The sequence below is a fragment of the Nocardia sp. NPDC058244 genome (genome assembly GCF_042882065.1).
GTDB lineage: Bacteria > Actinomycetota > Actinomycetes > Mycobacteriales > Mycobacteriaceae > Nocardia.
The window spans coordinates 154121-179000 of sequence record NZ_JBHVWX010000003.1; the positions used below are offsets into that span (position 1 = coordinate 154121).

24 protein-coding genes are annotated in these 24880 nt (G+C 70.0%); 15 read left to right on the forward strand and 9 right to left on the reverse strand.

All coding sequences use genetic code 11. The features are described from left to right. Position 1: 1 nt before the first annotated feature. From ACFVW6_RS10455 to ACFVW6_RS10510, 12 genes are all read left to right on the forward strand, one after another. On the forward strand, positions 2-1426 hold the full coding sequence (locus ACFVW6_RS10455) for an MCE family protein (RefSeq protein ID WP_378826696.1): 1425 nt from the start codon (positions 2-4) through the stop codon (positions 1424-1426). Beyond that, positions 1423-2445: an MlaD family protein gene (locus tag ACFVW6_RS10460; protein ID WP_378826698.1), complete on the forward strand. Its 1023-nt coding sequence runs from the start codon at positions 1423-1425 to the stop codon at positions 2443-2445. The genes ACFVW6_RS10455 and ACFVW6_RS10460 overlap by 4 nt, the downstream gene beginning before the upstream one ends. Continuing rightward, positions 2442-3455 carry an MCE family protein gene (locus ACFVW6_RS10465; RefSeq protein WP_355283859.1) on the forward strand — a complete coding sequence of 338 codons (1014 nt, stop codon included), beginning with the start codon at positions 2442-2444 and terminating at the stop codon, positions 3453-3455. Before ACFVW6_RS10460 ends, ACFVW6_RS10465 begins: the two co-directional genes overlap by 4 nt. Next, a complete protein-coding gene (locus ACFVW6_RS10470) occupies positions 3455-4555 on the forward strand; it encodes an MCE family protein (protein ID WP_378826718.1) in 1101 nt (366 codons plus the stop codon). The genes ACFVW6_RS10465 and ACFVW6_RS10470 overlap by 1 nt, the downstream gene beginning before the upstream one ends. Beyond that, entirely contained in the window at positions 4552-5670 is a 1119-nt protein-coding gene (locus ACFVW6_RS10475) for an MCE family protein (protein WP_378826720.1), read from the forward strand. The genes ACFVW6_RS10470 and ACFVW6_RS10475 overlap by 4 nt, the downstream gene beginning before the upstream one ends. After that, positions 5667-6851, forward strand: a complete 1185-nt coding sequence (locus ACFVW6_RS10480) for an MCE family protein (protein ID WP_378826722.1) — start codon at positions 5667-5669, stop codon at positions 6849-6851. Before ACFVW6_RS10475 ends, ACFVW6_RS10480 begins: the two co-directional genes overlap by 4 nt. A gap of 12 nt (positions 6852-6863) precedes the next feature. Further along, positions 6864-7499 (forward strand): hypothetical protein, encoded by a 636-nt coding sequence (locus tag ACFVW6_RS10485; RefSeq protein WP_378826729.1) that lies wholly within the window; start codon positions 6864-6866, stop codon positions 7497-7499. Beyond that, on the forward strand, positions 7496-8797 hold the full coding sequence (locus tag ACFVW6_RS10490; RefSeq protein ID WP_355283870.1) for a TetR family transcriptional regulator: 1302 nt from the start codon (positions 7496-7498) through the stop codon (positions 8795-8797). Before ACFVW6_RS10485 ends, ACFVW6_RS10490 begins: the two co-directional genes overlap by 4 nt. A gap of 379 nt (positions 8798-9176) precedes the next feature. Beyond that, a complete protein-coding gene (locus ACFVW6_RS10495) occupies positions 9177-10529 on the forward strand; it encodes an FAD-dependent oxidoreductase (protein ID WP_378826732.1) in 1353 nt (450 codons plus the stop codon). A gap of 89 nt (positions 10530-10618) precedes the next feature. Next, the gene (locus tag ACFVW6_RS10500; protein WP_378826735.1) at positions 10619-11671 is read left to right on the forward strand and encodes a lytic transglycosylase domain-containing protein; all 1053 of its coding nucleotides are present in this window, start codon (positions 10619-10621) and stop codon (positions 11669-11671) included. A gap of 123 nt (positions 11672-11794) precedes the next feature. Further along, on the forward strand, positions 11795-13255 hold the full coding sequence (locus tag ACFVW6_RS10505) for an alpha-L-fucosidase (protein ID WP_378826737.1): 1461 nt from the start codon (positions 11795-11797) through the stop codon (positions 13253-13255). Beyond that, on the forward strand, positions 13255-13851 hold the full coding sequence (locus tag ACFVW6_RS10510) for a TetR/AcrR family transcriptional regulator (RefSeq protein WP_378826739.1): 597 nt from the start codon (positions 13255-13257) through the stop codon (positions 13849-13851). Before ACFVW6_RS10505 ends, ACFVW6_RS10510 begins: the two co-directional genes overlap by 1 nt. A gap of 1 nt (position 13852) precedes the next feature. On the opposite strand, the gene ACFVW6_RS10515 is transcribed toward ACFVW6_RS10510, so the two are convergent. Continuing rightward, on the reverse strand, positions 13853-14545 hold the full coding sequence (locus ACFVW6_RS10515) for a TetR/AcrR family transcriptional regulator (protein ID WP_378826741.1): 693 nt from the start codon (positions 14543-14545) through the stop codon (positions 13853-13855). Positions 14546-14700: 155 nt separating this feature from the next. Between ACFVW6_RS10515 and ACFVW6_RS10520 the strand changes: the two genes are divergently transcribed. Both ACFVW6_RS10520 and ACFVW6_RS10525 read left to right on the forward strand, forming a co-directional pair. Continuing rightward, the gene (locus tag ACFVW6_RS10520) at positions 14701-15135 is read left to right on the forward strand and encodes a hypothetical protein (RefSeq protein ID WP_378826743.1); all 435 of its coding nucleotides are present in this window, start codon (positions 14701-14703) and stop codon (positions 15133-15135) included. 54 nt (positions 15136-15189) lie between these two features. After that, complete coding sequence (locus ACFVW6_RS10525; protein WP_378826745.1) at positions 15190-16632, forward strand: amidase; 1443 nt, start codon at positions 15190-15192, stop codon at positions 16630-16632. 6 nt (positions 16633-16638) lie between these two features. On the opposite strand, the gene ACFVW6_RS10530 is transcribed toward ACFVW6_RS10525, so the two are convergent. The 7 genes from ACFVW6_RS10530 to ACFVW6_RS10560 form a co-directional block, all read right to left on the reverse strand. Continuing rightward, the gene (locus ACFVW6_RS10530) at positions 16639-18852 is read right to left on the reverse strand and encodes an acyl-CoA dehydrogenase (protein WP_378826748.1); all 2214 of its coding nucleotides are present in this window, start codon (positions 18850-18852) and stop codon (positions 16639-16641) included. A 2-nt stretch (positions 18853-18854) separates the two neighbouring features. Then, the gene (locus ACFVW6_RS10535) at positions 18855-19733 is read right to left on the reverse strand and encodes an SDR family oxidoreductase (RefSeq protein WP_378826750.1); all 879 of its coding nucleotides are present in this window, start codon (positions 19731-19733) and stop codon (positions 18855-18857) included. A gap of 13 nt (positions 19734-19746) precedes the next feature. Continuing rightward, positions 19747-20616: a MaoC/PaaZ C-terminal domain-containing protein gene (locus tag ACFVW6_RS10540; protein WP_378826752.1), complete on the reverse strand. Its 870-nt coding sequence runs from the start codon at positions 20614-20616 to the stop codon at positions 19747-19749. Beyond that, positions 20613-21053 carry an SRPBCC family protein gene (locus ACFVW6_RS10545; RefSeq protein ID WP_378826754.1) on the reverse strand — a complete coding sequence of 147 codons (441 nt, stop codon included), beginning with the start codon at positions 21051-21053 and terminating at the stop codon, positions 20613-20615. The genes ACFVW6_RS10540 and ACFVW6_RS10545 overlap by 4 nt, the downstream gene beginning before the upstream one ends. A 33-nt stretch (positions 21054-21086) precedes the next feature. Then, positions 21087-22277, reverse strand: a complete 1191-nt coding sequence (locus ACFVW6_RS10550; RefSeq protein WP_378826756.1) for a lipid-transfer protein — start codon at positions 22275-22277, stop codon at positions 21087-21089. A 225-nt stretch (positions 22278-22502) separates the two neighbouring features. Beyond that, entirely contained in the window at positions 22503-22691 is a 189-nt protein-coding gene (locus ACFVW6_RS10555; protein ID WP_355283903.1) for a hypothetical protein, read from the reverse strand. A gap of 99 nt (positions 22692-22790) precedes the next feature. Further along, positions 22791-23567 carry an MHYT domain-containing protein gene (locus tag ACFVW6_RS10560; RefSeq protein WP_355283905.1) on the reverse strand — a complete coding sequence of 259 codons (777 nt, stop codon included), beginning with the start codon at positions 23565-23567 and terminating at the stop codon, positions 22791-22793. Positions 23568-23929: 362 nt separating this feature from the next. Here ACFVW6_RS10560 and ACFVW6_RS10565 point away from each other — a divergent pair, with 362 nt between their 5' ends. Continuing rightward, complete coding sequence (locus tag ACFVW6_RS10565; protein WP_378827046.1) at positions 23930-24505, forward strand: aminoglycoside phosphotransferase family protein; 576 nt, start codon at positions 23930-23932, stop codon at positions 24503-24505. 77 nt (positions 24506-24582) lie between these two features. Here the strand turns inward: ACFVW6_RS10565 and ACFVW6_RS10570 are convergent, their stop codons facing one another. Then, the gene (locus ACFVW6_RS10570) at positions 24583-24801 is read right to left on the reverse strand and encodes a hypothetical protein (RefSeq protein ID WP_378826759.1); all 219 of its coding nucleotides are present in this window, start codon (positions 24799-24801) and stop codon (positions 24583-24585) included. Positions 24802-24880 lie beyond the last annotated feature (79 nt).

The following is a 24880-nucleotide window of genomic DNA, read 5'->3' on the forward strand; positions in this document are numbered from 1 at the left end:
GATGATTCTCGATCCCAGTGGACGCGGGCCGACCGGTCGTCAGTTGACCGTCGCGGGCCTGGCCATGGTGTCCGCGGTCGCGGCCGCGCTGTATCTGCTCGGACTGCGCTACAACGGCGAGTTCGAAAGCACGGTGGTGGTCGGCGCCGAGCTGACCAGCACCGGTGACGGGCTGCCGCAGCGCGCCGACGTGAAGTATCGCGGCATGGTCGTCGGCGCGGTCGGCGACGTGGCGATGGTCGCCAAGGGCGAACGCCAGCACGCCACCTTCGAACTGAAACCCGGTATCGCCGAGACGATCCCGGACACGGTGACCGCCCGGGTGGTCCCCGACAACATCTTCGGCGTCTCCTCGATCCAGCTGGTCGACAACGGCGCCGCCACCGGCACGCTGCGCAGCGGTCACACCATCCACGAGGACACCAGCGCGGAGACGATCCAGCTGCAGTCCACCCTCAATACGCTGCGTGATGTCCTGGCCACCATCCAGCCCGAAAAGCTCGGCCGGGTGCTGGCGACGCTGTCCGCGGCGCTCGACCCGGGTTCCCGGGTCCCTGGCTCCACCATCGAGCGGCTCGACACCTGGCTCACCTCGATCCACCAGATTCCCGAGATCGGTAACCTGCTCGGCGATTTCGGGCAGGCGGCCACCGCGCTGAGCCAGTCGGCGCCCGAGCTGGTCGGCGTGCTGGCCGACTCGGTGACCTCGGCGCGCACCCTCAACGAGCACCGCACCCAGCTGGTCGAGCTGCTCACCCAGGGCAATTCCGCGGTCGAGGCCGTCAACAGTCTCTTCGCCGCCAATCCCGATTCCGGCAAGGAGCTGGTGTCGGGCCTGGACGGACTGCTCGGCGGCATCGCCAAGGACCCGGGGGCGCTGCAGTCCGCGGCGGCCAATCTCAATGTCTCGCTGGCCAAATTGCAGCAGACCTTCACCTTCGGCCCGCGCAAGCAGATGGCGTGGCGGATGGACGTGTCGTTCACCCCGTTCCAGCAGTACACCGCCGAGGACTGCCCGCGCTACGGCGAGATGACCGGGCCGCGCTGCGGCGGACCGTCCGTGCCCACGGTCGCGCCGCCGCAGGAATACCCGGCGCAGCTCCTGCCGCAGCGGCTGGAGGCCGCGGGTCCGGCGCCGGTGGTGCCCGCGGTGCCGATCCCGGGACTGCCCGCGCTGCCGAGCATCTCGGTGCCCACGCTGCCCGGGCTGCCGACGATTCCCGGCCTGCCCGCCATCCCGGGCATCACCGCGCCCGCCGCGGCGACCGATCAGCCGCAGGCGACACCGCCGCGCAGGCTGACCGGTGTCTCCGCGGTGTCGGCGCTGGTCGGCGGGCGGCCGAACTTCACCCAGCTGCTGCTGCTCGGGTCGATCATCGGCACCGTCCCCCTCGTCCCCGATACCGAAGGTGGCCTGCGCCAGTGAAATACACCAAACCACTGGTCGGCTTCAGCTTCTTCGTGGTGCTGACGACCGTGCTCACCTACACCATCTGGTCCACGCTGCAACGCGGCGTCGCGGGCGAGACGAGTTCGTATTCCGCGGTGTTCACCGATGTCCTCGGGCTGCGGGTGGGTGACGACGTCCGCATGGCCGGGGTCCGGGTCGGCCGGGTCGACAAGATCGACTTCACCCCCGAGTACACCGCCAGGGTGGACTTCCGGATCGAGGCGAGGCAGCACCTGACCGAGACGACGAAAGCCCTGGTCCGCTACCAGAATCTGATCGGCCAGCGCTACCTCGCGCTGGCCCCGGGCGACGGCGCGGGCGCGGTCGTCCCGGTCGGCGCGCAGATTCCGCTGAGCCGCACCGAGCCCTCGTTCGACGTCTCGACGCTGCTGTCCGGCTTCGAGCCGCTGTTCAGCGTCCTGCAACCCGACCAGATCAACTCGCTCTCGGAAACGCTGATCCAGGCGTTGCAGGGCAACGAGGTGTCGCTGGCGGCGTTGATCACCCAGGCCGCCCAGCTGGCGAGCACCTTCGGGGAGCGCGACCAGATCCTCGGCGATGTGCTGAGCAATCTCAGCTCGGTCCTCGCGGGCCTGGCCAAGCGCAGCGGCGAGCTGGAAACCCTGATCACCCAGACCCGCGCCCTGATGGACGGGTTGTACGCCGAAGGGGAGTCGTTGAAGAGCTCTGTGGAACGGGTCGCGGGCGCGACGGACTCCTTGGTCTCGCTGATCGGCCAGGTCAAGCCGGGCCTCGGCGCCGCCCAGCGCGACGCCACCACCGGCGTGATGATGCTGCTCTACAACGGCGCGGCCCTGGACCGCGGCGCGGTCGAACTGCCCGACTTCCTCAACGGCGTCGCGCGATTCACCAGCTACGGCACCTACGGCAACGCCTACATCTGCCGGCTCGACGTCTCGCTGTGGGGCGTGGTGCTCCCCGAAGGCCTGTTCTCCCAGGTCGGCGGCAACTCGCAGTCGGGGGTGTGCCGATGATGCGGGTGCGGGTTCCGGAGTTCTGGCGGCGCAACAGGTACCTGCGTCTGGGCCTGTCCGCGGCGCTCGCGGTGGTCGTGCTGCTCGGTGGGTCCAGCCTGCTGGCCCAGGTCCGCCTGGGCGACAAGACGATCGACGCGGAGTTCGCCCAGGCGGCGGGTCTGCGGCCGGGCGCGACGGTCGACATCGCCGGCATCGAGGTCGGCGCCGTCCAGTCGGTGCGGCTGGTGAACGATCGGGTGGAGGTGGCGCTGCGGATCCGCGGCGACATCCGGCTCGGTCCCGACGCGCGGGCCGCGATCAAGATGTCGACGATCCTCGGCCGTCTGCACATCGAGCTGACGCCCGGCAACGGAAAGGGCTTGCCCGGCAACCGGATCGCGCTCGACCGCACCTCGGTGCCGTACAACCTGAGCAAGGTCGTGCAGGACCCGAAGTACACCTCCTCGTTCGAACGCATCGAACGCATCGACGCGGCCAAGCTGCGCGACGCGCTCGATGTGCTCAACACCCAGCTCGGTGACTCGCCCGCGCTGGCGGTGCAGGCCCTCGACAGCATCGGCGCGCTGGCCCAGGTGATCAACAGCAGGCGCGACGAGGTCGACACGCTGTTGAAGAGCATGGACCAGGTCTCCCAGCTGGTCTCGGACAACCGCAACAGTGTGCTCCTGCTGCTGACCAGGGGCGAGGCCATCGGCGCCGCCGTCCAGCAGCGCCAGACCCTGCTCACCCAGCTGCTCGACAATGTCGCCGCCATGTCGAAGCTGCTGCAGGACATGGGCATCGAGAACAACGGCGAGCTGGGTCCGCTGATCCAGAACCTCAACACCATGGCCGACGGGTTGACCAAGAACAAGGAGAACCTGGACCGGCTCTACGAGATCTCCCCGGTCGCGTTGCGCCAGTTCAACAATGTGGTCGGCAACGGGCCCTACGGCGAGATCTGGGCGCCGTGGATCTTCCCGGACAACTGGCTGTGCTTCGCGCAAGCCGTACAGGGGTGCAACTGATGAACACACGACACACGAGCAAGCTGGCGGCGGTGTGCCTGACCGCGCTGCTCGCCTCGGGCTGCGCGCTGCTGCCCGAGAGCGTGACCGGGCTGGGTGACCGGATGGTGAGCCGGCAGAAGCGGATCAGCGCCGACTTCGAGAACGTCGCCGGGCTGTACCCGGGCAACGAGGTCTCGGTGCTCGGCGTTCCGGTCGGCGTCGTCGATTCGGTGACCCCGCGCGGCAGCTACGTGGAGGTGGTCATGTCGGTCGACCGGGACGTCCGGATCCCGGCCGAGGCGATGGCGGCGCTGGTGTCGCCGCAGCTGATCACCAACCGGCACGTCGAACTCGCGCCCGCCTACACCGGGTCGGGTCCCGAACTCGCCGACGGCGCGCATCTGCCGCTGGCGCGCACCAGGACCCCGGTCGAACTCGACCGCATCCTGGCCAACTTCGATCAGCTCGGCGAGGCGCTCAAAGGTGGCAGCGAGACCGGGCCGATGGCGAGCCGGGTCCTGTTCCCGCTGCTCGACGGCAACGGCGACCGCCTGCGCGAGACCCTCGACGAGCTCTCCGCCGCGTTCGAGGTGACCTTCGCCAACAAGGACCAGATCGCCAACACGATCGTGAAGCTGAGCGAGATCACCCAGATCATCGCCGAGAACGACCAGACCGTCCGGGATTTCAGCGGCCGGATCACCGAACTGATCGCCCTGTTCGGCCAGCAGTCCCCCGGCCTGCAGGCGGTGCTCACCCAGCTCGACGACTTCATCACCAACACCTCCTCGGTGCTGGGCCAGAACCAGGACCAGCTCGCGGGCGCGCTCACCAAGTTCGTGGCGATCGCGGCCCAGATGCGGGCCAATGCCCGCAATCTCACCGAGGTCGTCGACGTGGCGCCGCTGCTGTTCCAGAACGTCGACAACGCGGTCAGCCGGGAGCGCCAGGCGCTGCGCCTGCACGGTCTGCTCGACAAGATCGTGCTCGACAGCGAGGCGCTGTCGCTGTTCTGCGAGCGCGTCCAGATGCGCCTCGACGGCTGCCGCACCGGAAAGATCGCCGATATGGGCCCGGATTTCGGGCTCACCGCCGCGCTGTTGGGACTGACGAAATGAATCTCCGCTCGGCCCTGGCGGCCACCGTGTGCGCCGCCGCCGTCGCCTCGACGAGCACCGCGTGCTCGATGACCGTGGCCGACCTGCCCATGCCGGAACCCGGCATCGGCGGGCCCGGCTACACCCTGCACGCCACCTTCCGCGACGCGCTCAACCTGCCCGATCGGGCCCACGTCAAGATCGGCGGCACCGATATCGGTGTCGTCACCGGCATTTCGACGACCTCGTTCCTGGCCGATGTGGAAATGCAGATCCGCGCCGACATCCAGTTGCCGCAGGGCACCACCGCGGAGCTGCGCCAGGCGACGCCGCTGGGCGACATCTTCGTCGCCATGACGCTGCCCAGCGCCGAGGCGGCCGGGCCGCCCCTGGTCGCGGGCGCGACCATCGGCGCCGAGCACACCGCGTCGGCGGCCTCGGTGGAGCAGTTGATGATCTCGATCTCGATGCTGCTCAACGGCGGTGGTCTCAATCAGGCCGCGCGGGTCACCGCCGAGCTCGACTCGATCTTCGCGGGCAAGGCGCCCCAGCTGCGGCACCTGGTCGGCGAGATGACCTCGGTCATCTCCGCGCTCAACCAGCGCACCGGCGATCTCGACGCCACGCTCGGCGGGCTGTCGGTTCTGACCGGCGAATTGGCCAGGCGCAAAACCGAACTCGGGGCCGCGGCGGACAGTTTCCCGCAGCTGATCGGTCTGTTCGCGGAGAACAACCAGGCCATCGTCGACCTGATCAACCGGGTCGCGGTCACCATGGACGCGCTCGGCGATTTCAGCGCGACCAACGGGCCGCAGTTCGTCAGCCTGTTCCAGAGCATCCAGAACCTCATGAACGGCTTCTCCCAGATGGGCGACGACCTCACCGGCACCCTCGACGGCTTCCACGCGCTGTACCCGTCGCTGGTCGACAGCCTGCGCGGCCCGAACCTGGCCGTGGCGGCCACCCTGTCCTATCTCGACGTCGGCGCGCTCACCGATCCCACCGGCAGCCGCTGGCCCGAAGGCGGGGACGTGCCCGCGTTCCTCGGCAGCCTCGCGGAGGTCATCGCCAAGGTGATCGGCCGCGTCACCAGTACCCCGCAGGCACCGCAGCCGCAGCAGGAGGGACCCCGATGAATCCACCCCTGTGGCAGTGGCTGGTCCGCCATCGTGTCGCGGTCGCCAATGTCGGGCTGGTCGTGGTGCTGGTCCTGGGCAGCCTCTATCTGGGCGGCGCGGTCCTGCGGTTCGACCCGACCCGCAGCCAGTACGACGTCACCGTGGAACTGGCGACGTCGGGCGGTCTCACGACGGGCAGCGACGTGACCTTCCGCGGCGTGCGCGTCGGCCGGGTCGGTGATGTGCGCGTCGCCGGCGACGGCATCGCCGCGGTCGCCGAGATCGACGGGAACACCCGGATTCCGGTGGGTGGCACCGTGGCCGTCGCCCGGTTGTCCGCCGCCGGTGAGCAGTACCTGGACTTCCGGCCCGCCGGTGAGTCCGGGCCGTTCCTGGCCGACGGCGCGGTCGTGCGCCGGGCCGACACCGCGGTCCCGGTCCAGATGCAGTCGGTGCTGGGCAATCTGAGCGGGCTGGTCGGCGGGATGAATCCCGAACGGCTCAATGTCATCGTCGACGAACTCGACAAAGCGCTGGCCGGCGGCCCGGACGGGTTGCGCAACATGATCTCCGGGCTCAGCCGCGCCATGGCTGGCCTCACCGACCTGCTCCCGCAGACCGAACAGCTGATCCGCAATCTCGAGGTGATCGCCGCGACGACCTCGCACGCGCAGCCGGATCTGGGCACGCTGACCACCGCGGGCAGCGCGCTGTTCCGCCAGTTCACCGCCGCCGACGCGGAACTGCGGCATCTGCTCGAACAGGGTCCGGGACAGCTCGCCACCCTCGGCGGGTTCGTCTCCCGGACGCAGAACCCGATGACCGATCTGGTGACGAACCTGGTCGCCATCACCCGGGCGGCCAAACTGCGCCAGCCCGCCATCGAAGCGCTCTTCCCGTCGCTGAGCCGCTTCGCCGAGGCGGTCGGTGTCCCCGCCTACGACAACATGTATTTCACGATGGTCGATCCTTGGCCGCGCCCGACCTGCGACTACGACACCGTGCCCGTGGTGGCGACCACGCCGACCACCGACACCAGGGTGCGCCTCTACAACTACTGCGTGACCAACAATCCGGCGCTGCAGATCCGCGGCTCGGCCAATGCCCCGCGGCCCGCCGGTCCCGACAACGGCTCCGGTCCCCCGCCCGGCGCCACCGGCAACGAGCTGTCCCAGCCCGCGGTCCCGGCACCTCGATAAGGAGTCCTCACGATGAGCAACGAACCGACCACCACCGACGAGTCCCCGGTCGCCGAGCCGACCGTAGCCGCCGCCGAAACGCCCACTGCCGAAACACCATCCACGGCCCCGACGGTGGGGTGGGCCTCGCGCCTGCGGGCGATGGACCGCAGGCGGCTCGGCCTGCGGGGCGCTGCGGCCGTCCTGCTCGGCGCCTCGCTGGCGGCCTCGGTGTTCCTGTTCTTCGAGAACCAGAACACCAAGGACCTGCTGGCGGCCCAGCAGCAGGCGCGCGAGGCCGCCTGCCACTACGGTCCGGTGCTGGCCGACTACGACAGCACGAAGCTCGACGCGTACTTCGCCGCGGTCCTCGACGGCTCGACCGGTGACTGGAAGAAGCAGTTCGAGGCCACCAGCGGGGAACTGCGTGAGGTCCTCACCCAGGGCGAGGTCACCTCGAAGGTCACCGACACCCAGTGCGCGATCCGCACCGGCGACGAGGAGTCCGCCGAGGCGATCGTGGTGATCGGCCAGACCATCTCCAGCCTGGGCACCGAGCACAAGCCCAAGCCGGGGCAGCTGTCCATGGTGCTGCGCCTGCACAACGACAACGGCCGCTGGCTGGTCGAGAAGGTGAACTCCCCGCTGACGACGGCACCCGCCCAGTGACCGAACCCGGCGCGCTATCCCCCCGGCACCGCGGCGGTTCCGCGCGCGCGGCCGAGGGCAGATCGCCGGGCACGCACGCCGACGCGCCGTCCTCGGACGCACCGGCGCGCACGGTCCGGCGCAGGCCCAAGAACCGCAGGGCGCAGATCGCCGCGGAATCGGCGGCGGCGTTCGGCGCGCACGGCTACCACGGCGTGAGCATGGACGACATCGCCCGCAGGCTCGATATCAGTTCGACCGCCCTGTACCGGCATTTCCCGAGCAAGTACGCGCTGTTCCGCGCCGAGCTGCTCCGGTTGTCGGGCCTGGCGCTGCGGGCGGTCGAACTCCCCGAGGAGGCGGCGGGCTGGACGCCACGGCAGCGCCTCGAGCACGTGCTCGCCGCCATCGTCGCCGCGACCATCGCCAACCGGCCCACCGCCGCCCTGGCCCGCTGGGAACGCCGCTATCTGGAACCCGAGGACCTCCGGGCGTTCAGCGATCAGTTCGCCGCGGCGATCGCGAGCCTGCGCGCGCGCATCGGCGAGGTCAGGCCGGAGCTGGACGGGCACGATCGCGCCGTGCGCGCGGTGTCCATCTACGCCGTGATCAGCAGCATCGGCGACCATCACGCGACGGTGCCGGCGAAAACCCTGGCCGCCCTGCTCGGTTCGCTGAGCTGGGCCGTGGTCGACGCCGACCTGTCCGGCCCGCGCACCGCGCCCCGGGTTCGCCGCACCGCCGGCCGCGCACCCCTGTTCAAGCACGAGTTGCTGCTGCATCGGGCGGTCGAGCTGTTCCACGAGCGCGGATATCCGAATGTCAGCGTGGAGGACATCGCCGCGGCCGCCGAGCTCTCCTCGGCGTCGGCGGTCTACCGCTATCACCGCAGCAAGAGCGATCTGCTGGTCGCGGCGTTCCGCCGGGCGGCCGACCGGGTGTCGGCGGCGATCCGGCCCGCGACCGCCGCCGCGCGCACGCCGGCCGCGGCGCTGGGCACGCTGATCGAGCTGTACGTGTCTGGGTCGTTCGACGAACGCGCGCTGACCTTCGTCTACTACGCGGAATTCCGGCACGTGGACCACACCGACCAGGTGACGCTGCGCCATCTCCAGCAGCTGATCGTCACCGAGTGGGCCCGGCTGGTGGTCGCGACCCGGCCGGAGCTGTCGCTCGGCGAGGCCCGCATCCTGGTGCACGCCGCCTTCAGCCTGGTCGTCGACCTCGGACGCACCTTCGGTGACGACGGAATCTGCCCGCAGGACACCGTGATCGGGCTGCTGGAGACCGTTCTGCTCGGCCGTCCGCTGCCGCACTAGGCCCCGCCGCGCCTGCCCGGCGCGCGGCGGCCGGAACCGGCACATCGACTCCGGCCGCCGCGCTTCTCGATCACCCGTTCCCCGCGACAGTGAGTTCGCTGGGCTGCCGCACGGAACACGTGAGGAGGCACGACGCGCGATCACGCTGTGGCGAGGGGCACTTCCGCCACACACGTCGTCGCCGGGCACTTCGAACAGTACCTCGAGTTGAAAGAATTGTCATCAACTTAGAGATGTCATCGACTCACTCTAAGTCGACCGTGTATCGCCGTTTTCGCACTGCTCGTTCAGAATCATCAGTAACATAAGGCGTGGGGTATCGACACCCGGCAACGGCGCGCACACGTCGAGGACGGCCGGACAGACGACTGGACGAGACATGGGAATCAACTGGCAGTCCGCGCGACGTGGCTTCCTGCGATCGACCAACCGCCGGGCGGCGGCCGCGCCGGGCGGGAGCACCGTCGCCGTGTTCGGCGCCGGGCTCGCCGGACTGACCACCGCGCACGAACTCGCCGAACGCGGCTTCGCGGTCACCGTCTACGAACGGCGCGGCGCGGCGGGCGGGAAGTGCCGCAGCATCGTCAGCGATCGGGGCCTGCCCGGCGAACACGGCTTCCACACCTTCTTCGGCTGCCACCGCGACCTGCCCGACACGCTGCGCCGCATTCCGTTCCGCCGCAACCGCGACGGCGTGTACGACAATCTGGTCCGGGTCGACGCGGCGACGATCGCGGGGAGGGGACGCGTCAACTCGACTGTCGCGCTGCCGTTTCCGTTGCGGTCGCGCCAGAGCCCGCGGACGCCACGGCAGTTCGCCGATTCCTTCGCCTCGGTGTTCGAGGCGCTGTTCCGCCTGCGCCCGCACGAGGCGCTGTTCGCCGCCGAACGGCTGGCGGTCTACATCTCGAGCTGCGAGGAACGCCGACTCGGCCAGTGGGAACGGATGAGCTGGAGCGAATTCGCGGGCCTGGACAACGCGTCGGCCGACTACCACCGCTTCCTCGGCGACGGTTTCCTCCGGACGCTGATGGCGACGCAAGCCAGCGCCTGCAGCGCGCATTCGATCGGCCGGACCGGCGAGGACTTCGTCCGGACACTGCTGAACCCGGACGGCGACCGCGACGACCGGGTGCTCAACGGGCCGACCTCGGCGACCTTCATCGATCCGTGGGTCGCCCACCTGCGCTCGCTCGGCGTCACCTTCGCGCTCGGCGCCCGGCTGTCGGGCTTCGAGACCGACGGCGCGCACATCCGGGTTGCCACGGTGACCGACCGCACCGGCGCCGGGCATCGCGTCGAGGCCGACTACTACGTCTGCGCGATCCCGCCGGACAAGGCGACCGCGGTGTTCACCGCACAGTTCTGGCGGACCCCGGTCAGCGATCCCGGCACCCCGGAGGTCTCCTACGACGGCGCGGGCTTCCGCCCGAACCCCGGCTCGTGGGCCGACCGGCCGGACACGACCACCGCCATCGACAACCTGTTCCTCGCGGGCGACTGGATCCGGACGCGGACGAACGTCGCGTGTCTGGAGGGTGCCAACGAGAGCGGGCGGCGGGCGGCGAACGCGGTGCTGCACGTCAGCGGTTCGGCGGCGGGCCGCGTCCCGATCACGCCCCGATTCCGGATGCCGCTGTGGGAGCCGTTGATGCTCGCCGACAGCGCGCTCTATCACGCGGGTCAGCCCCACGCCTTCGACCTGACCGACCGCAGGTATCCGGTGCGCTGATCACGTCGCCACCAGGCCGGACACGGCCACCCGTCCGCACTACCCGATTCCAGGCGGCCCGCACCGGGGCCGCGGAAGGTGTTCACCCCATGCGCTCCGCTCCTCTCGCCGCGACCACGATCCTCGCGGCCGGGCTGCTCGTCACCGGTTCGGCCCGCGTCTCCGCACCGGCCGTGCCCGAACTCTTCGCCGCGCCGGCCACTGTCGAGTCGCTGCCGACCGAGTCGACCGTCGTCGGACTGCTCGCGCCCACGCCGCCGACGCCGCGCAAACTGCGGACCGCGACGCCGCCGATCGAGCCGATCGCGGTCGCGTCGACCGGCACCACGGGCGGCCTCGGCATCCCCGAGGTCGTCCTCGCCGCTTATCGCAATGCCGAACTGTCCCTGCAGACCTCGGCGCCGGGGTGTGGCGTGAGCTGGCATCTGCTGGCGGGGATCGGCAAGATCGAGTCCGATCACGCCGACCGGGGCAACACCGACGCGGAGGGCACCACGCTGCGCCCCATCTTCGGTCCGGCCCTCGACGGCACGCTGCCCGGCAACGAGGTGATCCCCGCCGCCGGGGGTGGATTCGTGCGCGCGGTCGGCCCGATGCAATTCCTGCCGAGCACCTGGAGCCGCTACGCCACCGACGGCAACGGCGACGGAACGACGGACCCGCACAATGTGTTCGACGCCGCGATGGCCGCGGGCCGCTACCTGTGTGCCGACGGCACCGATCTGCGGGACGCCGCGGCGCGGCAGCGTGCGGTGCTGCGCTACAACTACTCGGCGGCCTACGCGGCCGACGTCCTCGGCTGGTCGGAGCGCTACCGCACCGGCGGTGCCCCGGTGCGCGTCGACGTCGTCCTCGATCCGGCGGCACCCACCCGGCCACCGGCCGACACGGCACCCGATTCCCCCTCCCCCGCCGACGAATCCCCGCTCGCACTCGAACCGATGGCACCGACCCCGGCCCCGCCGCGTGAACCGGTGATCCTCGTGTCGCTCCCGGTCATCGGTGCCATCGAGTGCGGGATCCTGTGCGGCGAGCAGCCCACCGACACCGAACGGCCACCGGCCGACCGCGACCCCACACCGGGTCCGCAGCTCACGCTGCCGCTCGGCGTGGTGATTCCCCTGCCGATGCCACAGGGCTGAACGGGATCTCGCGCGGCCCTGACCTGGGCGAACCCGGTCATCTTGCTCATGTATGCTTATTTTTGCTCACCTGAGCAAATCCGGCGGATCGCCGCTCGCACCGCACGACACCGAGGAGTGCCGATGAGTTACCCGCCGAACCGGCAGGCCCTGGCCCAGCGGCCGGTCCCGGACTGGTACCGCGGGGCCAAGCTCGGCATCTTCGTGCACTGGGGCCCGTACTCGGTGCCCGCCTTCGCCGCACGCGGCACCGCGGACTACACCGCGTTCATGCGTGACCTCACCACCGGCGCGACGACCGCCGACCGGATCCCGTACGCGGAGTGGTACCTCAATTCGCTGCGAGTTCCCGGTTCCCCCACCGCGATCCACCATGCCGCCACCTACGGCGACGGTGTCGACTACACCGGCTTCCGACCCCGCTTCGACGCGGCCGCGCGGGCGGTCGATTTCGACGAGTGGGCGGAGCTGTTCACCGGGGCGGGCGCCAGGTATGTCGTCCTGGTGACCCGGCATCTCGACGGATATCCCCTGTGGCCCACGGATATCGGCAATCCACATATGCCCGCGGACTATCGCGCGTCCCGCGATCTCGTCGGCGACCTGTCGGCCGCCGTGCGGCAGCGGGGCGCGCGGATGGGCCTGTACTACTGCGGCGGCATGAACTGGACCTTCCGGACCACGCCGCTGCGGACCATGACCGACCTGATCCGGCATCAGGCGCTGGGACCCGAGTACGCCCGCTACGCCACCGCGCAGTGGCGTGAACTCATCGACACCTACGCGCCGTCGATCCTCTGGAACGACATGGGCTGGCCTGCCGAGGTGGATCCGCACGAGATCATGGCGCACTACTACGACACCGTCCCCGAGGGCCTGGTGAACGATCGCTGGATGCAGCCGAAGCTGCCGGGGAACCGGGTCGCCCGGGCCGCCTATCTGCGCTTCCTGGGCGGGGCGCTGCGGGTGATGGGCGCGCTCGGCAAGCCGATTCCCGACCCGCCCAAGGACTTCCACCACGACTTCACCACCTACGAGTACGCCCCGCCCACCGACCCGCCGTCCGGCGCGTGGGAACTGACCAGGGGGTTGGGCAGGTCGTTCGGATACAACGCCGAGGAGACCGCCGCGGACACCCTCACCGGGGCCGAGGTGATCCACCTGCTGGTGGACGTGGTGGCCGGGGGTGGCAATCTCCTGCTCAATGTCGGCCCCGACGGCGACGGGCGGATCCCCGACCTCCAGCGGGCGCCGTTGCGCGCGCTCGGTACCTGGCTCGGGCGCAACGCGGAGGCGATCTACGACACGGTCCCGTGGGAGCGGTCCGCCACCACCACGACGGACGGTCACGCGGTGCACTTCACCCGTCGTGGCGACACCGTGCACGCGATCGTGCTCGCCGATCAGCCCGCGGGCGCGATCACCCTGCGCGACCTGACGATCCCCGACAGCGCCACGGTCGCCCTGGTGGGCGGGCCACCCGCATCGACCTGGCAGCAGCACGGCGCCGACCTGCTCGTCGAGCTACCGGCCCGGGCCGCACCGCAGCGGCACGCCTTCGCGCTCGCGATCACGGGGTGGTGATGGCCGCACAGGAACGGCGTGTGCTCACGGTCACCGAGCAGGCCCGCCGCGCCCAGATCGTGGGTGCCGCCATCGACACCATCGCCGAGACGGACTACGCCCGTGCCTCTTTCGCGGCCATCGCGCGCCGGGCCGGTCTCAGCAGCACCGGGATGATCTCGTACCACTTCCAGGGCAAACAGGACCTGATCACCGAGGTGATGCGCACGGTCCTGGCCGATTTCGCCGCCTTCGTGGTGGCGCGCACGGTGCCGGGTACCGCCGCCGAGGAGCTGGCCGGGTTCCTCCTCGCGAACAGCGAATTCCTGCGCGAGCACCGGCATCACCTGGTGGCGATGCTGCGCATCCAGGCCGCCGCGCCCGACAGCGCGGACCTGGGCGGACTGGCGGCCGCGGACCGGGCGAAGCTGGCCGAACTGCTGGCCCGCGGACAGCGCGACGGCGAGTTCCGGGAGTTCGACACCGATCTGCTGGCCGGGTTCGTCCTGTCGCTGCGCAACGGGGTGATCACCCGGGTCGCCGCCGAGCCCGATTTCGACCTGGCGGCGTGCACGCGCGAACTGCTCGCCACGGTCCGGGCGGCCACCGAACGGTGAGTCAGTCCTCGGCAGGCGGCGCGACCAGATCCGCCATCGGTGTCAGCGGATTGAGCATCACGCCGACCTTGCGCAGACTGCTGTCCACGATCGCCCAGATCGCTTCCTGGAGATAGGACGACAGCTCGGCGGCGTCCATCGGCTGCATGGCGCGGCTCAGCCAGCGGTTCACACTGCCGTCGACGAAGCCGACCAGGCCGAAGGCCATCGGCTCGGCGATCGTCACCGGGGCGGACTGGGCGCGCAGCGCGTTCTCGAACACCTCCCGGACGGTGCCGGCGATGGCGATCTTGGTGCCGGACACGATCGGCGAATTGGGCCGCTTCTCCGCCGCCGACCCGGCACCGAGGAAATAGTGCAGTCGCGGATTGGCGGCGATCCAGCCCACGTAGGCGTCCACCGAGCGCGCGATGGCCTCGGCGACGGTGCCTTCGGGGTTCAGCGTCGGGGCGAGCACGGCCATCAGGTCGTCGACGATGCGGGCCCGCAGTTGCTCGTCGAGGTCCTGGCGGTCCTTGAACAGCCGGTACAGCACCGATCGCGGCACCTCCGCGAGATCGGCGATCTCCTGCACCCCCACCGAGGCGCCCTGGGCCTGCACGGCCGTCAGCGCCGCCGTGAGGATCCGGTCCCGGCGCTCGGCGCGATGCCGGTCCCACCGGCTGGCCCGGCCATCGGCGCGCTGTGCGGTCACGTTCCTCCCATCGGGCACCGGAACGGGGCGATCCGGCCCGGACAGTATCCCAGCCGGGTCCGGCACCCGGCCGACGCGGACTCGGGACAGATCACCGCCGATCGGCGATCCTGGTCTGGTCGGCGAGAATCACCGACGGAGAGGACCCGATCGATATGACGACCGCGTTGGCCGTGATCGCCGCGGCGACGTTCTGCTGGCTGGGCATGGTGCTGGCCATCTCGTTCCTGGAGGCGCCGCTGAAATTCCGCGCGCCCGGGGTCACCGTGCCGATCGGGCTCGGCATCGGCCGGCTGGTCTTCCGGGCCCTCAATATCGCCGAACTCGTGCTCGCCGCAACGATTCTCGCCGCGATCCTGGTCGACTCCCCCGGCACCGCGGCCACCCGGGCCCTCACGGTGGCGATGGTCGTGTTCGCCGTGCAGGTCGCGGTCGTGCGCCCGCGCCTGACCCGTCGCAGCGACGCCGTGCTCGCCGGTGCCGACGTGCCACGATCGCACAGCCATCTCGCCTACATCGCCCTCGAGGTCGTGAAGGTGCTCGCCCTGCTGGTCGGCGGCATCCTCGTGCTGGCGCACAGCATGCCCTGACCGGCCGCGCCACGCCCGGCGATCGAGTTGACATCGTGCGTAATAATGTAACGCATGAGCTCCAGCCGGATCGGGACGACGATCACCGACGAGTCCGCGATCGGCCTGGCTGCCGCCCTGCGCGCGGGTGAGGTGAGTGCCCGCGCGGTGGTCGATGCTCATATCGCCGTGCTCGAACGCTTCGCCCCGGCGACGAACGCCGTCGTCGTCGAGCGCTACGCGGCCGCGCGCGCCCAGGCCGACGCGGCCGACGCGCAGCTGGCGACCGGCCCAGCGACGCTGCCGCCGCTGTTCGGCGTGCCGATCACCGTCAAGGAGTCGCTGGCCGTGGCCGGCCTGCCCCACACGGCGGGCGTGCTGGCCCGCAGGCACCTGCGCCCGTCCGCGAACGCGACGGTGGTGCAGCGGGTGCTCGACGCCGGGGCCATCCTGCTCGGGCTGACCAACACCTCCGAGGGCTGCATGTGGATCGAGTCCGACAATCGGGTCTACGGCCGCACCAGCAATGTCCACGACCGGACCCGCACGGCGGGTGGATCCTCCGGCGGTGAGGGCGCGGCGGTCGGCAGCGGCGGGTCCCCACTGGGCCTGGCCACCGACACACTCGGGTCCATCCGCATTCCGGCGTTCTGCAACGGCGTCTTCGGCCATCGCCCGTCGACCGGCCTGCTGCCGACCACCGGCGCGTGGCCACCGCCCTACGGCGTCGCCGCCCTCTGCGCGAACGGCCTGATCGCCCGCCGCGCCGAGGATCTGATGCCCCTGCTGCGGATCATGGCCGGTCCGGACGGCGTCGACCCGCTCGCGCGCGAGATGCCGCTCGGCGACCCGGCGACCACCTCGCTGCGTGGGGTGCGGGTCGTGCTGCTCGACGGCGTGTTCGCCCCCGGCATCGGCCGGGAGGTGCTCGCCGCGCGTGATCGCGCGGCCGCCGCGCTGGCGAGCGCGGGCGCCGAGACCGTCCGCGTCCGGACGGGATCGCTGCGGATGATCGGACTGTTCACCACGATGGTGCTCGCCAAGGAGACCGGCATCAGCTTCGCCGAGATCATGCGTGGCGAGGGCGCCGACATCCTGGCCCCACGGCAGCTCGCGGGCCTGCCCGGCGACCACACCCTGCCCACCCGGCTGCTCGCGCTCGGCGAACTGCTCGCCGCTCGCGTGCCCGCCGGACCGGCCCGGCGGATCACCGGCGCCGCTCACGCGGCCGCCGCCGAGATCGCCGACACCATCGGCGAAGGTCTGCTCCTGCATCCCACACTCACCTCCGTCGCGCCGCGCCACGGCCGCACCACCGGGCAGCCGTGGCGCACCGACGCGGTCGCCCCGTTCAGCCTCGCCGGGCTGCCGGTGACCCAGGTTCCGCTGGGCCGGGGCACGCACGGGCTGCCGCTGGGTGTGCAGGTGGTCGCGGGTGCGGGCCGCGACCACCTGTCGATCGCCGCGGCCCTCACCCTCCAGGCCGCCTTCGGCGGGTGGGTGCGGCCGCGGCCGTGACCGCGCTCAGACGGTCACCGAGGCGTCCCTGGGCAGGCCGAGCATCCGCTCACCGATGACATTGAGCTGCACCTCGGTGGTGCCACCGTAGATGGTGGTGGCGCGACCGGCGATCAGCTGTTCCATCGCGTGATCGCTGCGCTCGCCCGGCACCGAGACGACCCCGGCGATGCCGAGCTCGGCGACGACGAACTCCGAAATCGCCTGTCCCAGGCCCATTCCCAGCAGTTTGCCGACGCTGGACGTGGTCGACACATCGATGCCCGAGAGCTGCTTGAGCACCACCCGCGACCCGATCACGTCCACCGCCCGGCTCTCGGCCATCAGCTCGCCGACGTGATAGCGCGCCACCGGCGAGAGCTCCCGGCCGATCGCGAACCGCAGCAGATCGGTGTCGGTGGCGTAGGCCTCCATCTTCTGGCTCAGCGCCACCCGCTCACCGGCCAGCGTCGTGCGGGCCACGTGCCAGCCGTCGTCGACCGCCCCGACCACGTTCGCGTCGGGGATGAACACGTCGTCGAGGAACACCTCGTTGAACAGCGCCGATCCGGTCATCTCCCGCAGCGGCCGCACGGTGATCCCCGGCGTCGACATGTCCAGCACGAAATAGGTGATGCCCTCGTGTTTGGGCTTGTCCGGGCTGGTGCGGGCGATCAGCATCGCCCAGTCGGCGAACTGCGCGACCGTGGTCCAGATCTTCTGGCCGGAGATCCGCCAGCCACCGTCGACCTTGGTGGCCTTGGTGGTCAGGCTCGCCAGATCCGACCCCGCGCCCGGCTCGCTGAACAGCTGGCACCACACCAGTTCCCCGCGCAGGGTCGGCACGACCAGTTCCCGCTTCTGCCGTTCGTCACCGTGCGGGACGATCGCGCCGACCGCCCAGGTGCCCATCAGCAGCTGCGGCATCGGAATCCCCGAGGCCTTGATCTCCTGCGAGATCACCACCTGCTCGAGCGGCGACGCCGACCGGCCGTAGGGACGCGGCAAGTGCGGCAGGTTCCAGCCGCCGTCACCGAGGGCAACCAGCTGCTCGTCCTCGTCGTCGATCGCGGCGATCACCGCGAGCTCCGCGCGGATCCCGGCCCGGATCTGTTCGGCCTCGGCGGGCAGTTCCAGCTCGCTGGACAGCGTCGCGCCCGACAGCGCGTAGCCCGCGACCGTCTCGGCCCGGTCGTCCCGTGCCCCGAGCTGTCCGCGCAGCGCGAGCGCGCGCCGGTAGTACAGGTGCGCGTCGTGTTCCCAGGTGAAGCCGATGCCGCCGTGCACCTGGATGCAGTCCTGGGCCACCTCGACCGCGGCGTCGGGAATGATCAGCGCGGCGACCGCGGCCGCGTAGTCGGCGTTCTCGTCGTCGCGGTCGAGGGCGAACGCGGCGTCCCACAGCACGGCCCGCGCCTTCTCCAGCGCGATGCCCATGTGCGCGCACTTGTGCTTGACGCCCTGGAACTGCCCGATCGACCTGCCGAACTGCACGCGCGTCTTGGCGTATTCCGCCGCGGTCGAGACGCACCACGACATCACCCCGACCGCCTCGGCGCCCAGCACCACCGCCGCCACCGAGCGCACCCGCGCCGCGGACACCGCGAGCACCCGCTCGGCGGGGACCTCGACCGCATCCGCGTGCAGCCGGGCCGCGCCGCGCAGCACGTCGACGGAATCCTGTGCGCTCACGGTCAGGTCGACGTTCTCGAACGCCACCCACCGCAGGTCACCGTCCACGGTGACCGGCGCGAGGACGACATCCGCCGACACCGCCCCGGTCACGCCGTCGGCCGTCCCGTCGACGATCAGCGCACCGTCACGCAGCACGCCCGTCAGCCCCGACGACAGTGCGACCGCGCCGGTGCGCGAGCCGTCGGCCAGCCCGGGCAGCTGGGCTCGCGCCCACGCCCCGCCGTCCTGGGCGAGCACCGCGCTGGTCAGCACGGTCGGCACGAACGGACCGGTGTGCAGACCGCGGCCGAGCGGTTCGAGCGCGACGGCCAGGGTCAGCAGACCCGCCCCCTGGCCGCCCAGATCCTCGGGCACATGCAGGCTCAGCAGATCCTGGGCGACGAGCGCGTCCCAGTACGGCAGTTGCTTGCCCGCCTCGGTGGATTCGACGGCCGCGCGGACGATCTCGGCCGTGACGGTGCGCTCGACGAATCCGCCGACCGCGTCGGCGAGGGCCAGGTGGTCCTCGCTGACGCCGACGCCGAGCTCATAGCTGTTGCGTGCCATGACTAGCTGGTCTCCTTCAGCCGGGCGGCGACCTCGTCGATGGTCCACGGGCCGTCGGTCTCGACCGTGCGCACGTCGTGCCACCCGGCCAGTTCGACGATCGCGCCGCCCTGCACCGCGAACACCTTGCCGGTGAGCGGGCAGTCGGCCTCGGCCAGGTGCGCGACCAGCGGTGAGATATTGGCGGGGGCGAACGCGTCGAACTCCCCTTCGGGCACCTCGGCGGCGAACAGCGCCCCCATGCCCGGGGTCGCCAGCGTCAGCCGGGTGCGCGCGATCGGGGCGATCGCGTTGACCCGCACGCCATAGCGTTCGAGCTCGTCGGCGGCCACCAGCGTCAGCGCGGCGATGCCCGCTTTCGCGGCGCCGTAGTTGCCCTGACCCGCGTTGGGCATGAAGGTGCCCGATGCCGAGGCGGTGTTGATCACCGAGGCCGCGACCGGAGTGCCCGCCTTGGCCTGCGCCTTCCAGTACGCCGCGGCGTGATGCAGGGTGGCGGCGTGACCCTTGAGGTGCACGGCGATGACGGCGTCCCACTGGGACTCCTCCATCCCCGCGATGAACGCGTCGCGCAGGATGCCGGCGTTGTTGACCAGCACATCGAGCGAGCCGTACTCGCTGATCGCCTGGTCGACAAGGGCTTTCGCGCCGTCCCACGTAGCGATGTTGTCGGTGTTGGCGACCGCCCGGCCGCCGGCGGCGACGATCTCGTCGACCACCTGCTGGGCGGGACCGGCGTCGCTGCCGGAACCGTCGTTGGCGCCGCCGAGATCGTTCACCACGACCTGCGCGCCCTCGCGGGCGAACAGCAGCGCGTGTTCGCGGCCGATACCGCGTCCGGCGCCGGTGACGACGGCGACGCGACCGTCAAGTTTTCCCATGAGTCTGTGTCTCCTAGTTGAATTCGACGCGGCCGTCGGTGATGGCGATCTGCCCGGCGGCTTCGGTCTCGAAGGCGTAGGCGGTGACACCCGGCGCGGAGTCGGTGCGCCACAGGGTCGTGGTGATGTCCTGGCCCGGCAGCACCGGCTTGGCGAAGCGCACGGCGAGCCGGCGCAGGCGCGCGGTGTCTCCCTCGGCGAGTTCGGTCAGCGCCGCCCAGGACGTGAACGCCATGGTGCACAGGCCGTGGTTGATGATGCCGGGAAGCCCGGCCATGCGGGCGATCTCGTCGTCGAGGTGAATCGGCATGGGATCGCCGGAGGCCGGCGAGTAGCGGAAGGTCTGGTCCTGGTCGATGTGGGCAGTGACCCGCGCGACCGGCTCCCCGGCCCGATCGGCGTCGGTGATCCGATGATCGGGTGCGAGCTCCCCTTCGCCGGGCCCTGCGTCGACCTTGCGGAAGAACGCGGTCATCCACTGCTCGTTGACGAGTTCGCCTGCCGCGTCCCGCGTTTCGGCGTAGACGACCACGGTCGAGCCGTTGGGCCTGCCCACGTAGCCGATCGGCTTGGCCCGCACCACCAGGTCGTCACCGGCCCGGATCGGGCGATGGAACCGGAAGTCCTGCTCGCCGTGGACCAGCTTCATCAGTAGCTCCACCGGCGCCACCGACAGGGCGGCGGGCGCCATCGAGGTGAACACCGGGACCACCGCGAACACCGGCGGCGCGATCTCGCCGCCGCGGTGCGCCTCGATCGGATCATTGGTCGCCGCCGCGTATTCCGCGATCCGTTCGGCGGTGACCGTGAAGTGTTCGGGGTCGGTCCACTCCCCCAGGCCGGAGCCGTCGAAGACGACTCCGGCCGATTCCGAGGTGGTCACGCGGCCGAGCCGACGAGCTCGGTGAACTTGGCCATCGACTCCTTCAGGTCGGCCTCGGCGTGCTTGGCGACGGCCTTGCCGATCGGGCCGACGATCATCGTGCCCTTGAAGCTCGCGTCGAAGATCGCGCTCGAGCCGGTGGCCGTCGGCTCCACCTTCAACGCGAATTCGACCGTGACCCCGGCCATGCCGGTGCCGGTGATCTTGAGGTACGTGTTCGGGTCGACCTCGGCCACGGTCCACTCGATCTTGTTGGCCATGTTCATCACCGACACGACCTCGATGAACCGCGCGCCCGCGGTCAGCTCGGCGGGCAGCTCGCTGCGCCAGCCCTGGTGGATGGTCAGCCAGTCCGCCCAGTTCGCCAGATCGCTCAGGCGCGCCCACGCCTGCTCGGGGGTGACGGGAAGATCGGTGGAAACGCTCACAGACGCCATGGGGTTACTCCTCGATGATTCGTGGGGGGTGGATCAGCGGACAGCCGGGCGGTAGGCGGTCACCACGACCGCGCCGCCGAGACCGATGTTGTGCTGCAGGGCGATGCGCGCCCCGTCGACCTGGCGGGCGTCGGCGGTGCCGCGCAACTGCCAGGTGAGCTCGCTGCACTGGGCCAGACCGGTCGCGCCCAGCGGGTGACCCTTCGAGATCAGGCCGCCGGACGGGTTGACGACCCAGGTGCCGCCGTAGGTGGTGGCGCCGTCGTCGACGAGGCGGCCGCCCTCGCCCGGCGCGCACAGGCCCAGCGCCTCGTAGGTCAGCAGTTCGTTGGTGGAGAAGCAGTCGTGCAGCTCGATGACGTCGACGTCCTCGGGACCGATCCCGGCCTGCTCGTACACCTTCAGCGCCGCGGTCCGCGACATGTCGGAGCCGACCAGGTTGATCGCGGTCGGATCGGTGAAGGTGGACCCGAGGTCGGTGACCATGGCCTGCCCGACCATCTCCACCGCGCGATCGGCCAGCCCGTGGCGATCGACGAAGGCCTCGTTGGCGAGGATCACCGCGCCGGAACCGTCGGAGGTCGGCGAGCACTGCAGCTTGGTGAGCGGGCCGTAGATCTGCTTGGCCGCGAGGACTTCGTCGAGGCTGTATTCCTTCTGGAACTGCGCGTACGGGTTGTTCACCGAATGCTTGTGGTTCTTCACGCCGATCTTGGCGAACTGCTCGGCGGTGGTGCCGTAGCGCTCCATGTGCTCCTTGCCCGCGGCGCCGAACATGTAGGGCGCGGGCGGCATCGCGAACTCCTGCAACTCGGCCAGCGCCAGCAGGTGCCGCATCATCGGCTGCTCGCGGTCGTCGAAAGTCGAACCGAGCGAGCCCTTCTGCATCTTCTCGAAGCCCAGGGCGAGCGTGCATTCGGCCAGCCCGCCGCGAATCGCCTGCGCCGCCAGGTACAGCGCGGTCGACCCGGTCGAACAGTTGTTGTTGACGTTCACCACCGGGATGCCGGTGAGGCCGAGCTCGTAGACCGCGCGCTGACCCGAGGTGGACTCACCGTAGACATAGCCGACATAGGCCTGCTCGACCAGCCGGTACTCGATTCCGGCGTCGGCGAGCGCCTGCGTGCCCGCCTCCCTGGCCATGTCGGGGTAGTCCCACTCCAGTTCGCCCGGCTTCTCGAACTTCGTCATGCCGACGCCGACGACGAACACCTTCTGTGTCATGTACGCACTCCTGTGTGCCGCGCGTCCCCGGTATGTGGGACACGGTGTCCCTGCAATTTAGGTTGGACATCGCGTCCAGGTCAATACCTCGAACGGAACCAGATCTGGGCACGGCAGAACGGCAGGCCTGCCGGAAATAGCGATGACCTGCGCGGATTTAGTGAGTCAGGAGTCCCGGATAGATGAGCACGGGATGACAAGTCCCCGAGAGGGACCGGGAACGAACTAGTCGACCAGCGGGTCGACGGGGATGCCTTCGACGGCGCGCAGCCGCTCGGCGAACCCGATCAGAATCTCGTGCGACTCGGTCGAGAGGCCGTCGACCAAGGCGATGAAGCGATCGAAGCAGGGATCGGAGAACGGTCTGCGCCGGCCGACGACGACCCGAGCACCGATCGGAACACTCGACGACATTCGCACTCCCTGGGCGCAGCAGCGAACCTCACCCGACCGCCTGCTGCCCCGGCGATCGAGCCGAAGGAAAACTAACATAGCTGAGCATTTGCGGATACCTCAGCGGCGAGATCGCGGTGTCGTATTCCACCGCATCTTCGGCAGCGCGTCCTCGTTCTCGATCTCGGACAGGCTCACGCTGATCAGCACGAGCATGGTCACCATGCTGATGATCCCGATCAGCGGCCCGAGCAACTGCATCGCCTGCACGCCCGGCGGCGGCGCCAAGGTGTGATGCCCCTCGTGCGCGCGCATCGCGGCCATGCCGGTGTAGTGCATCCCGCAGACCGCGACACCCATGATCATCGCCGCACCGACCGTCGCCAGGAATCCCTTGACGCGCAGAGTGAACCACAGCGCCACGATCGAGGCGACCACCGCGATCACCATCGACGCCGCGACCAGCCACGGATCATAGGAGATGACGGCATGGGACTTCATCGCGTACATGCCGGCGTAGTGCATGGCGCCGACCCCGAGCCCGGCGATGGTGCCGCCGCCGATCAGCGACGCGAGCGTCGGTTGCGGCTTGTTCACCATGAACAGTCCGATCCCGACAACGATCATCGCCGTCACCGCGCTGAACAGCGTGAGCGGAACGTCGTAGCGGATCTCCGAGCCCGCGATGGAGAAGCCGAGCATCGCGATGAAATGCATGACCCAGATACCGGTTCCACCGATGGCGACCGCGGCACTGATCAACCAGCCGGCGCGCCCCCTGCCCGCATTGCGTCCACGGGCCGCGCACTGCAGGCCGAGCAGGCAGCCGAGAAAGGACATGAAGTAGGCGAGAACGGGGGTGATCCAGCCATAGGAGAAGTGATAGATGTCGAGCACGCCGTGAAACCCTCGCATCGGTGTCGCAGCCCTGCTGCGGCACAACGAAATCCGACCTGCGGTGAGAGTACTGGACTGCTGGCAAATTTCCAGCACTTGGACGTTCGTCCAGACAGTTGCTTTCGTCACATACGGCTTTGATCAGTGAATATGTGACGACGTGCATCCTTGCTCGGGCTAACTACTGTCGGGATTTCGTCCGCGATTCGCCAGGAATCCATCGCATGGAAACCTATCGGCATTCTGTCAGCAATTCACTGTAACAACCGCTCGATTACGCATGTGCCCCACATATTCCACTGTTGCGGAACATGTTTCACGCCGCCGTGCGATAGATTGCCGAGAATCGAATCGACACGTTCATCGGAGGACCGTGGCACAGTGCGCAGCGGCGAGCGGCATCGCCGGATGATCGCGGTGCCGGCGGCGTTCGCCGGCAAGCACGTCGACGGCCCGGGACGCGCCTGGCTCGCGGCCCTGCCGGAGACTGGGCGCGCTCGATCCGCGCCACCGCGGCGGAGCTGGGTGACCCGCTGCCCGGCCGAGTCGTCGACGCGGCGCTGGCCACGCTCCGCGACCTCGGGCCCGACCAGCCGAACCTGCTGGTCCACGGGGACCTGCACGATGCCAATGTGCTGGCGTCCGAGCGGGAACCATGGCTGGCGATCGACCCCAAGTGCGCGGTCGGCGATCCCGCCTGCGACGCGCTCGATGTCATCCGGAGTCCCCGATTCGACCGCGAACTCCGGGCGGCGAATCCGAGGGCGAGGATTCTGCGCCTGCTCGATATCTACTGCGAGGCGGCAGAGCTCGACCCGGTGCGGGTGCGCCGCTGGACGCAGGCGGGCGCGGTGCGGGAGGCACTGTGGGGGCGGATCGACGGCGATCCAGGGTGGCTGGTGTTCGCGACCGATCAGCTCGCCGAAGCTCTCACCTGAGCACCTGCGCGGACAGGTCGGCCCTCGATGTCTCGGGGAGTCGACATCGAGGGCCGCTGTGCGCGGGCTGACCGGGGTCAGTAGGTGTAGAGGTCCCAGCCGCCGATGACCTCGACGCACTCCCACTGCGCACCACCGGTGCTCGGCGAGTTGCCGTCCGCGGCGCAGGCTTCGTAGGTGGCGTAGGTGCCGACGTAGCCGCCCAGCATCGGAGCGGGGGCGGCCGAGGCCAGGCCGGCGCCCGCGACGGAGGCGGCGGCGATCGCGGTGGCGGCGATCACGGACTTGATGCTCATGGGTGTTCCTTTCGTACCGGCCCGGTCGTTTCCGGGCCGGGATCAGAGAACCAAAGCGCGCGTGAGGATTTCATGAGGC

Coding starts and splice junctions, on each gene's coding strand:
- ACFVW6_RS10455 (WP_378826696.1), top strand. CDS start 2: ATGATTCTCGATCCCAGTGGACGCGGGCCGACCGGTCGTCAGTTGACC.
- ACFVW6_RS10465 (WP_355283859.1), top strand. CDS start 2,442: ATGATGCGGGTGCGGGTTCCGGAGTTCTGGCGGCGCAACAGGTACCTG.
- ACFVW6_RS10470 (WP_378826718.1), top strand. CDS start 3,455: ATGAACACACGACACACGAGCAAGCTGGCGGCGGTGTGCCTGACCGCG.
- ACFVW6_RS10475 (WP_378826720.1), top strand. CDS start 4,552: ATGAATCTCCGCTCGGCCCTGGCGGCCACCGTGTGCGCCGCCGCCGTC.
- ACFVW6_RS10480 (WP_378826722.1), top strand. CDS start 5,667: ATGAATCCACCCCTGTGGCAGTGGCTGGTCCGCCATCGTGTCGCGGTC.
- ACFVW6_RS10485 (WP_378826729.1), top strand. CDS start 6,864: ATGAGCAACGAACCGACCACCACCGACGAGTCCCCGGTCGCCGAGCCG.
- ACFVW6_RS10495 (WP_378826732.1), top strand. CDS start 9,177: ATGGGAATCAACTGGCAGTCCGCGCGACGTGGCTTCCTGCGATCGACC.
- ACFVW6_RS10500 (WP_378826735.1), top strand. CDS start 10,619: ATGCGCTCCGCTCCTCTCGCCGCGACCACGATCCTCGCGGCCGGGCTG.
- ACFVW6_RS10505 (WP_378826737.1), top strand. CDS start 11,795: ATGAGTTACCCGCCGAACCGGCAGGCCCTGGCCCAGCGGCCGGTCCCG.
- ACFVW6_RS10510 (WP_378826739.1), top strand. CDS start 13,255: ATGGCCGCACAGGAACGGCGTGTGCTCACGGTCACCGAGCAGGCCCGC.
- ACFVW6_RS10520 (WP_378826743.1), top strand. CDS start 14,701: ATGACGACCGCGTTGGCCGTGATCGCCGCGGCGACGTTCTGCTGGCTG.
- ACFVW6_RS10525 (WP_378826745.1), top strand. CDS start 15,190: ATGAGCTCCAGCCGGATCGGGACGACGATCACCGACGAGTCCGCGATC.
- ACFVW6_RS10530 (WP_378826748.1), bottom strand. CDS start 18,852: ATGGCACGCAACAGCTATGAGCTCGGCGTCGGCGTCAGCGAGGACCAC.
- ACFVW6_RS10535 (WP_378826750.1), bottom strand. CDS start 19,733: ATGGGAAAACTTGACGGTCGCGTCGCCGTCGTCACCGGCGCCGGACGC.
- ACFVW6_RS10545 (WP_378826754.1), bottom strand. CDS start 21,053: ATGGCGTCTGTGAGCGTTTCCACCGATCTTCCCGTCACCCCCGAGCAG.
- ACFVW6_RS10550 (WP_378826756.1), bottom strand. CDS start 22,277: ATGACACAGAAGGTGTTCGTCGTCGGCGTCGGCATGACGAAGTTCGAG.
- ACFVW6_RS10555 (WP_355283903.1), bottom strand. CDS start 22,691: ATGTCGTCGAGTGTTCCGATCGGTGCTCGGGTCGTCGTCGGCCGGCGC.
- ACFVW6_RS10570 (WP_378826759.1), bottom strand. CDS start 24,801: ATGAGCATCAAGTCCGTGATCGCCGCCACCGCGATCGCCGCCGCCTCC.